Source organism: Streptomyces sp. CBMA291, assembly GCF_014596525.1.
Taxonomy (GTDB): domain Bacteria; phylum Actinomycetota; class Actinomycetes; order Streptomycetales; family Streptomycetaceae; genus Streptomyces.
This window is the reverse complement of sequence record NZ_MSJP01000033.1, coordinates 116,985-124,314: the sequence shown is the minus strand read 5'-3', so window position 1 is coordinate 124,314 and position 7,330 is coordinate 116,985. Positions and strand designations below refer to the sequence as shown.

General features: G+C 71.2%; 6 protein-coding genes. 1 reads left to right on the top strand and 5 read right to left on the bottom strand.

Translation table 11 applies throughout. From position 1 onward, the window contains the following. Positions 1–450: 450 nt before the first annotated feature. Positions 451–1,458, bottom strand: a complete 1,008-nt coding sequence (locus tag BU197_RS09715; RefSeq protein ID WP_188267835.1) for a stage II sporulation protein M — start codon at positions 1,456–1,458, stop codon at positions 451–453. A gap of 121 nt (positions 1,459–1,579) precedes the next feature. Between BU197_RS09715 and BU197_RS09710 the strand changes: the two genes are divergently transcribed. Continuing rightward, a complete protein-coding gene (locus tag BU197_RS09710) occupies positions 1,580–2,497 on the top strand; it encodes an RDD family protein (protein ID WP_188267834.1) in 918 nt (305 codons plus the stop codon). A gap of 33 nt (positions 2,498–2,530) precedes the next feature. Here the strand turns inward: BU197_RS09710 and BU197_RS09705 are convergent, their stop codons facing one another. The 4 genes from BU197_RS09705 to manA all read right to left on the bottom strand — a co-directional run bounded on the left by BU197_RS09705 (position 2,531) and on the right by manA (position 7,246). Next, positions 2,531–3,145: a hypothetical protein gene (locus tag BU197_RS09705; protein WP_188267833.1), complete on the bottom strand. Its 615-nt coding sequence runs from the start codon at positions 3,143–3,145 to the stop codon at positions 2,531–2,533. Between the two features lie 139 nt (positions 3,146–3,284). Continuing rightward, positions 3,285–4,739 carry an adenosylhomocysteinase gene (ahcY, locus tag BU197_RS09700; protein WP_188267832.1) on the bottom strand — a complete coding sequence of 485 codons (1,455 nt, stop codon included), beginning with the start codon at positions 4,737–4,739 and terminating at the stop codon, positions 3,285–3,287. A 323-nt stretch (positions 4,740–5,062) separates the two neighbouring features. Beyond that, positions 5,063–6,028, bottom strand: a complete 966-nt coding sequence (locus BU197_RS09695; RefSeq protein ID WP_188267831.1) for a cation diffusion facilitator family transporter — start codon at positions 6,026–6,028, stop codon at positions 5,063–5,065. Between the two features lie 66 nt (positions 6,029–6,094). Beyond that, positions 6,095–7,246 carry a mannose-6-phosphate isomerase, class I gene (manA, locus tag BU197_RS09690; protein ID WP_188267830.1) on the bottom strand — a complete coding sequence of 384 codons (1,152 nt, stop codon included), beginning with the start codon at positions 7,244–7,246 and terminating at the stop codon, positions 6,095–6,097. Positions 7,247–7,330 lie beyond the last annotated feature (84 nt).

The window sequence follows — 7,330 nt, the reverse complement described above, 5'->3', positions numbered from 1 at the left end:
ACCTCGACCATCCGAAGATGGACGGGGTATCAACTAATCTGGCGTTGATTTTTGGCACGCTGTTGAGTTCTCAAGGTGCGGACGCTTCCTTCGTTCCTGTTTCCAGGCCCTCCGGGCGCTTCCTTCGTTTCCGACTCTATCAGATCTTTCCGACCCGATTTCCTCGGCGCTTTCCGGTCCCTTTTGTTTTCACTCCGGGGGCCTTTCGACGTTTCCGACTTTATCAGAATCATTTGGGCCGACCTAATCGGTGGCTTTGGTGATTCGGATGAGAATCGAGGTGACTCCGTGGAATGAAATTCCGGACCGGAGTGAGATGAGACTTTACTTGGTCGCTGCCGAACTGTCCAGTTCTAGGCAACCGTTTGAATCTACCTCTCCACGCCTGCCATGTCAATGGCTTTTGTGGGCACCGGAGGACCTTAGCAGGTCAGCGGGGTGGTCCGCACATCAGGCGGCGGTGGGCAGCTCGGCGCTGCGGTCGGGCTCCGCCAGGTCACCCCGGTCGCCGGCGCGGGCCGCTCGGCCGCCGAGCACGTACACGTACATCAGAAAGGCCAGCTCAGCGGTGATGCCGATGCCGATACGGGCCCAGGTGGGGAGGTTCGAAGGGGTGACGAAGCCTTCGATCAGGCCCGAGACGAAGAGCACCAGGGCCAGGCCGATCGCCATGCCTACGGCGGCCCGGCCCCGCTCGGCGAGGGCGGCGCGGCGGGTGGTGGGGCCCGGTTCGACGAGCGTCCAGCCGAGGCGCAGGCCCGTGCCCGCGGCCACGAAGACGGCCGTCAGTTCGAGCAGGCCATGGGGAAGGATCAGGCCCAGGAAGACGTCGAGGCGGCCCACCGAGGCCATCAGGCCGATGCCGACGCCCACGTTCAGCATGTTCATGAACAGGATCCAGAGCACCGGGATGCCCAGGAACGCGCCCAGGACCAGGCACAGGGCGGCGGCCTGGGCGTTGTTCGTCCAGACCTGGGCGGCGAAGGAAGCCGCCGGGTGGCTGGAGTAGTACGTCTCGTACTGCCCTCCGGGGCGGGTCATCTCGCGGAGGTCGGCGGATGCCCCGATCGACGCCCGCACCTCCGGGTGCGCGGCGACCCACCAGCCGATCAGCACGGCGAGCAGGGTGGAGAGGACGGCGGTGGGGACCCACCAGTGGCGGGAGCGGTAGACCGCCGCCGGGAAGCCGGCCGTGAGGAAACGGGCCGCGTCGTGCCAGGAGGCGCGGCGGGTGCCCGTGACGGTGGCGCGGGCGCGGGCCACCAAGGAGGTGAGTCCGGCCGTGAGCACCGGGTCCGGGGCGCTGGACTGGACGATCGACAGATGGGTGGCCGTGCGCTGGTAGAGCGCGACGAGTTCGTCGGCCTCGGCTCCGGTGAGCTTCCGGCCCCGGCGCAGCAGGTGGTCGAGGCGTTCCCACTCGGCGCGGTGGGCGGTGGCGTAGACGTCGAGGTCCATGATCGGCGGCTGCTCCAGGCATCGGCTGCGGACGGGTCCGTACTACTGCGGCGCGTTGCCGGTCAGCTTGGCAGACTGGCGTTCGGAGGGGTCCGGGAAGGTCGGGAGGCGGGTGGGTGCCGTGAGTGGACTCGTGACGGGGGATGCCGTCGTCCTGGGGTTGGAGCCCGCGCGGCTGCCGAGCCGGGCGCTCGCGGTGCTCGTCGACCTGGTGGTGGTGTGGGCGGTTTATCTGACCGTCATGCTCGCGCTCACGGTCGCCACGGCCTCGCTCGACGGGGCGGCCGTCGCGGCGGTGTCCGTCGCCTCCTTCCTGCTGATCCTGGTGGGGGCGCCGATCGCGGTGGAGACGCTTTCGCACGGGCGGTCGCTCGGGAAGCTGATCTGTGGGCTGCGGGTGGTGCGGGACGACGGCGGGCCGATCCGGTTCCGGCACGCGCTGGTGCGCGGGGCGATGGGGGTCGTGGAGATCCTGATGACCTTCGGGGTCGTCGCCTGTGTCGCCTCGTCGGTGTCGGAGCGCGGGCGGCGGCTCGGGGACGTCTTCGCCGGGACGCTGGTGGTGCGGGAGCGGATACCGGGGGCCGCGCGGGCCGCTGTCGTGCCCCCGTCTCCCCCGTGGCTGGTGGGCCGGTTCGCCGGGCTCGACCTCTCCGCCGTGCCCGAGGCGCTGTGGCTGGAGGCCCGGCAGTACCTGACGCGCGTGCGGGAGCTGGATCCGGCGGTGGGGCGGCGGGTGGCGGAGCGGCTGGCCGACGAGCTGGCGGCGCGGACCGGGACGCCTCCGCCGCCGGGGGTGCCGGCCGAGGCGTATGTGGCGGGGGTGGTCGCCGAGCGGCACGCGCGGGAGGCCCGGCGGGCGCTTTCCTCGGGGGTCGGGGGTGGGGGTACCGGCTGGGCTGGTGTGGTCCAGGGCCCCGGTCCGGGGCCGGGCCGGGTCGCGGGGCCGTCCCCCACTGGTTCCCCTGCTGGTCCCGCCGCTGGGTCCGCACCTGGATCCGCCCCTGGTCCCGCCACTGGTTTCGTCCCTCCCGCCTGAGCCGGTGCGGGGTCGGTCGGCCGGTGAGGGACGTCAGGGGAAGAGCGAGGGCGGGGTGTCCAGGGCTTCGAGTTCGATGCCGGGGGCCGCGAGGACGACGTCCCCGGCGATGTGGACCGTGTGCCTCTCGCCCGTCTCCAAGCCGCTGACCTGGTACTCGTCCACCATCAGGGGGCCGTTGTCAGTGGGGTGCGCTTCACTTCCCAACAGGGCCCAGGACTGGTCGAGCGTGAGGGGGGCGAGCACGGGGTCCGTGAAGGCGACGAGCCTGACACGGGTCTCCGGGGATGCGGGGGTGAGGCGCAGGAGTCGCGTGAGGGCGACGAGGAACGCCGGGGAGGTGCCGGTGAAGGCGTGGGCGCGCACAGTGCCTTCGGTGGCATCGGTTCCGGTGGGGTCCGTACGGACCCAGGTGACGCCGTCGAGGGCCGCGCCGCGGACCTGCCAGCCGGCGGCGTGGAGTTCGAGCCGGAGGGGGCGGCCGAGTTCGTCGACGGCCAGGTCGACGGAGCCCCGGTGGTCGCCGGAGGGGGTGGTGGTCTGCGAGACGTAGCGCCAGCCGGAGGGGCCGGGCGCGCAGTGGAAGTGTTCTTCGCCGAGGGGGGTGTGGTCGTGCGGGTCATGGAGCGAATATCGGCCGCGGGGCATGGGTCCTCGGGTGGCTTCCGGGAGCGGTGGTACGGGACGAGGCAGGCCCCCGGCACGGGGGTGCGGGGGGCCTGCCTGATTCCTCTACGGGTGTCCGGGGCGGGGTCGCGTCAGCGCGCGGGCGCCGCCGTCCGGGTCATCAGTAGCGGTAGTGGTCCGGCTTGAACGGGCCCTCGACCTTGACGCCGATGTAGGCGGCCTGCTCCGGGCGGAGGGTCGTCAGCCTGACGCCGAGCGAGTCCAGGTGGAGGCGGGCGACCTTCTCGTCCAGGTGCTTCGGGAGGACGTAGACGTCGGTCGGGTACTCCTCCGGCTTGGTGAACAGCTCGATCTGGGCCAGGGTCTGGTCCGCGAAGGAGTTCGACATCACGAAGGAGGGGTGGCCGGTCGCGTTGCCCAGGTTCAGCAGGCGGCCCTCGGAGAGGACGATCAGGACCTTGCCGTCGGGGAACTTCCAGGTGTGGACCTGGGGCTTGACCTCGTCCTTGACGATGCCCGGGATCTTGGCCAGGCCGGCCATGTCGATCTCGTTGTCGAAGTGGCCGATGTTGCCGACGATCGCCTGGTGCTTCATCTTGGCCATGTCCCCGGCCATGATGATGTCCTTGTTGCCGGTGGTCGTGACGAAGATGTCGGCGGTCGCGACGACGTCGTCGAGGGTGGCGACCTGGTAGCCGTCCATCGCCGCCTGGAGGGCGCAGATCGGGTCGATCTCGGTGACGATGACGCGGGCACCCTGGCCGCGCAGGGACTCGGCGCAGCCCTTGCCGACGTCGCCGTAGCCGCAGACGACGGCGGTCTTGCCGCCGATGAGGACGTCGGTGGCGCGGTTGATGCCGTCGATCAGGGAGTGGCGGCAGCCGTACTTGTTGTCGAACTTCGACTTCGTCACGGCGTCGTTGACGTTGATCGCCGGGAAGAGGAGCGAGCCCGCCTGCTGCATCTCGTAGAGGCGGTGGACACCGGTGGTGGTCTCCTCGGTGACGCCGCGGATCTCGGACGCCAGCTGGGTCCACTTCTGCGGGTTCTCGCCGAGGGTGCGGTTGAGGAGACGGAGGATGTGGGCGTACTCCTCGCTGTCCGCCGTCGACGGGTCCGGCGCGGAGCCGGCCTTCTCGAACTCGACGCCCTTGTGGACGAGGAGGGTGGCGTCACCACCGTCGTCGAGGATCATGTTCGGGCCGCCGGTGGGCGTGTTCGGCCAGGTCAGGGCCTGCTCGGTGCACCACCAGTACTCCTCAAGGGTCTCGCCCTTCCAGGCGAAGACCGGGACGCCCCGCGGGTCCTCGGGGGTGCCGTTCGGGCCGACGGCGATGGCCGCGGCGGCGTGGTCCTGGGTGGAGAAGATGTTGCAGGAGGCCCAGCGGACCTCGGCGCCGAGGGCGACCAGGGTCTCGATGAGGACGGCGGTCTGCACGGTCATGTGCAGCGAGCCGGTGACGCGGGCGCCGGCGAGCGGCTGCTGCTCGGCGTACTCGCGGCGGATCGACATCAGGCCGGGCATCTCGTGCTCGGCGAGGGTGATCTCCTTGCGGCCGAAGACGGCCAGGGAGAGGTCCGCGACCTTGAAGTCCTGGTGGGCGACGGTCGTCATGACGGGGCTGCTCCTCGTGGGTGCGGTGGTGAGGGTCGGTGGCGCCGGGCGCCACGGAGCGCCCTGGGCACACGGGTGTCCGGGGTCTTCCACGGTGCCGTCGTCGGAGGCCCTCTCTCCCTCGGCCGGTCCTCGCGGACCGCCCGACCGCCATCAGCAGCGACGTCTGGCTGGTCACGAATCTACACCGATCGGGGCGGCGGACCACAGTCCGTCTCCGGCCGGGGGGCCGCCGCCGGGGCGCGTACTCCTCTGCGAGACCCCCGGGGCTCCCTGGTCACAGGGGGTCTCGGGGGTCTCGGGAAAAACGGTGCCGGAGCGGGTCAGTGCGCGGGGGTTCCGGGGTTCTTCGCGGGGTTCTTCCCGGCCGCGGCAGCCGCCTCGCTGTAGATGTCGGGCTCCAGGTAGATGACCCGGGCGATCGGGACGGCGGCGCGGATGCGGGCCTCGGCAGCGTTGATGGCGTCGGCGATCTCGGCGGCCGAGTCGTCGTGCCGTACGGCGATCTTGGCGGCGACGAGCAGCTCCTCCGGGCCGAGGTGGAGCGTACGCATGTGGATGAGGCGGGTGACGGTGTCGCCGTCGACGACCGCGTCCTCGATCTTCCGGACCTCGTCGATGCCCGCCGCCTCGCCGAGCAGCAGCGACTTGGTCTCGGCGGCGAGCACGATCGCGATCAGGATGAGGAGGATGCCGATGCAGAGGGTGCCGACGCCGTCCCAGACGCCGTCGCCGGTGAGCAGGGCGAGGCCGACGCCGCCGAGGGCGAGGACCAGACCGACGAGGGCGCCGAAGTCCTCCAGGAGGACGACGGGCAGCTCGGGGGCCTTGGCACGGCGCACGAACTCGCGCCAGGAGAGCGAGCCGCGCAGCGGGTTCGACTCCTTGATGGCGGTGCGGAAGGAGAACGACTCCGCGACGATCGCGAAGAGCAGGACGCCGACCGGCCAGTACCAGGCCTCGACCGGGTGCGGGTGCTGGATCTTCTCGTAGCCCTCGTAGACGGCGAACATGCCACCGACGGAGAAGAGGACGATCGAGACGAGGAAGGCGTAGATGTACCGCTCGCGCCCGTAGCCGAAGGGGTGTTGCGGGGTGGCCTCGCGCTGGGCCTTCTTGCCGCCGAGGAGGAGCAGGCCCTGGTTTCCGGAGTCGGCGAGCGAGTGGACGCTCTCCGCGAGCATCGACGACGAACCGCTGAAGAGGAACGCCACGAACTTCGCTACGGCGATCGACAGGTTGGCGGCGAGTGCCGCCACGATCGCCTTGGTTCCGCCTGAAGCGCTCATGGATGTACGGGATCCCTTCGTGGGTGCACCGGCTCTGCGGCCGCGGTTCGGCCGGTCATTCTCGCATCAGGCCACCACGGTGGCCCGGAAGACCGTCCCCGCGCCCGTGAGCTGGACGTTTTCGCCCGCCGGGACGAAGACCGAGCCGCCGGGGCCGAGGGGCAGCCCGCCCGCCACCGGGCGGCCCGCGACGGCGAGCAGGATCTGCGGGGTGGCGGCCGTCAGATCGGTCGGCGCCGCGCCCTCGGCTCGGACGAACCGCGAGAGGCGGAACTCGTCGGTCGGGGTGTCGTAGACCTCCTCGCCGGTCGGGGAGGCCTCGGGGCGCAGGATGCCCGGGTCGGCGGGCTCGAAGCGGACGACCCGCAGGAGTTCGGGGACGTCGACGTGCTTGGGGGTGAGCCCGCAGCGCAGCACGTTGTCGGAGTTGGCCATGATCTCGACGCCGAGGCCGTCGAGGTAGGCGTGCGGGACGCCCGCGCCCAGGTAGAGGGCTTCGCCGGGCTGGAGCCGGACGTGGTTGAGCAGCATGGCGGCGATGACGCCGGGGTCGCGGGGGTAGTGGTGGGCGAGGCTCGCGTACGGGGCGTGGGCGCCGCCGAGCCGGTCGGCGGCGGCGGCCGCCTCGGCGACGGTCTCGGCCATCTCGTCCGGGTCGGCGGTGAGCAGCGCCGTCAGGACTTCGCGGAGCGCGGCCTCTTCGGGGTGGGCGCGGAGCAGGTCGACGTACGGCTTGAGCGCGTCGACGCCGAGCGCCTCGACGAGGTCGGCGGTCGCGGCGGGGGCGCGGAAGCCGCACAGGCCCTCGAAGGGGGTGAGGGCGCAGATCAGTTCGGGTTTGTGGTTGGCGTCCTTGTAGGTGCGGTGGGGGGCGTCGACCGGGATTCCGGCGGCTTCCTCGGCCGCGAAACCGGCCTTGGCGCCCGCCAGGTCGGGGTGGACCTGGAGGGAGAGGGGGGCGCCTGCGGCGAGCACCTTGAGGAGGAACGGCAGGTGGGGGCCGAACTTGTCCACGGAGGGGCGGCCGAGTTCGCGTACGGGGTCGGCGTCGATGAGCTGGTTCAGCGGTCCGCGCTCGGTGCCGGAGGGGGCGCCGGGGTGGGCGCCCATCCACATCTCGGCCTGCGGTTCGCCGGTGGGGGCGACGCCGAGCAGTCGCGGGATGGCCGTCGTGGAGCCCCAGGCGTAGGGACGGACGGTGGTGACGAGGCGGTCCATGGTGCCTGTCAGCTCCTCGGGTGGTGACGGGGTGTGCGAAGGGTCGGGAGACAGGTGACAGGGGTCGGGTGACCAGGGGGTTAC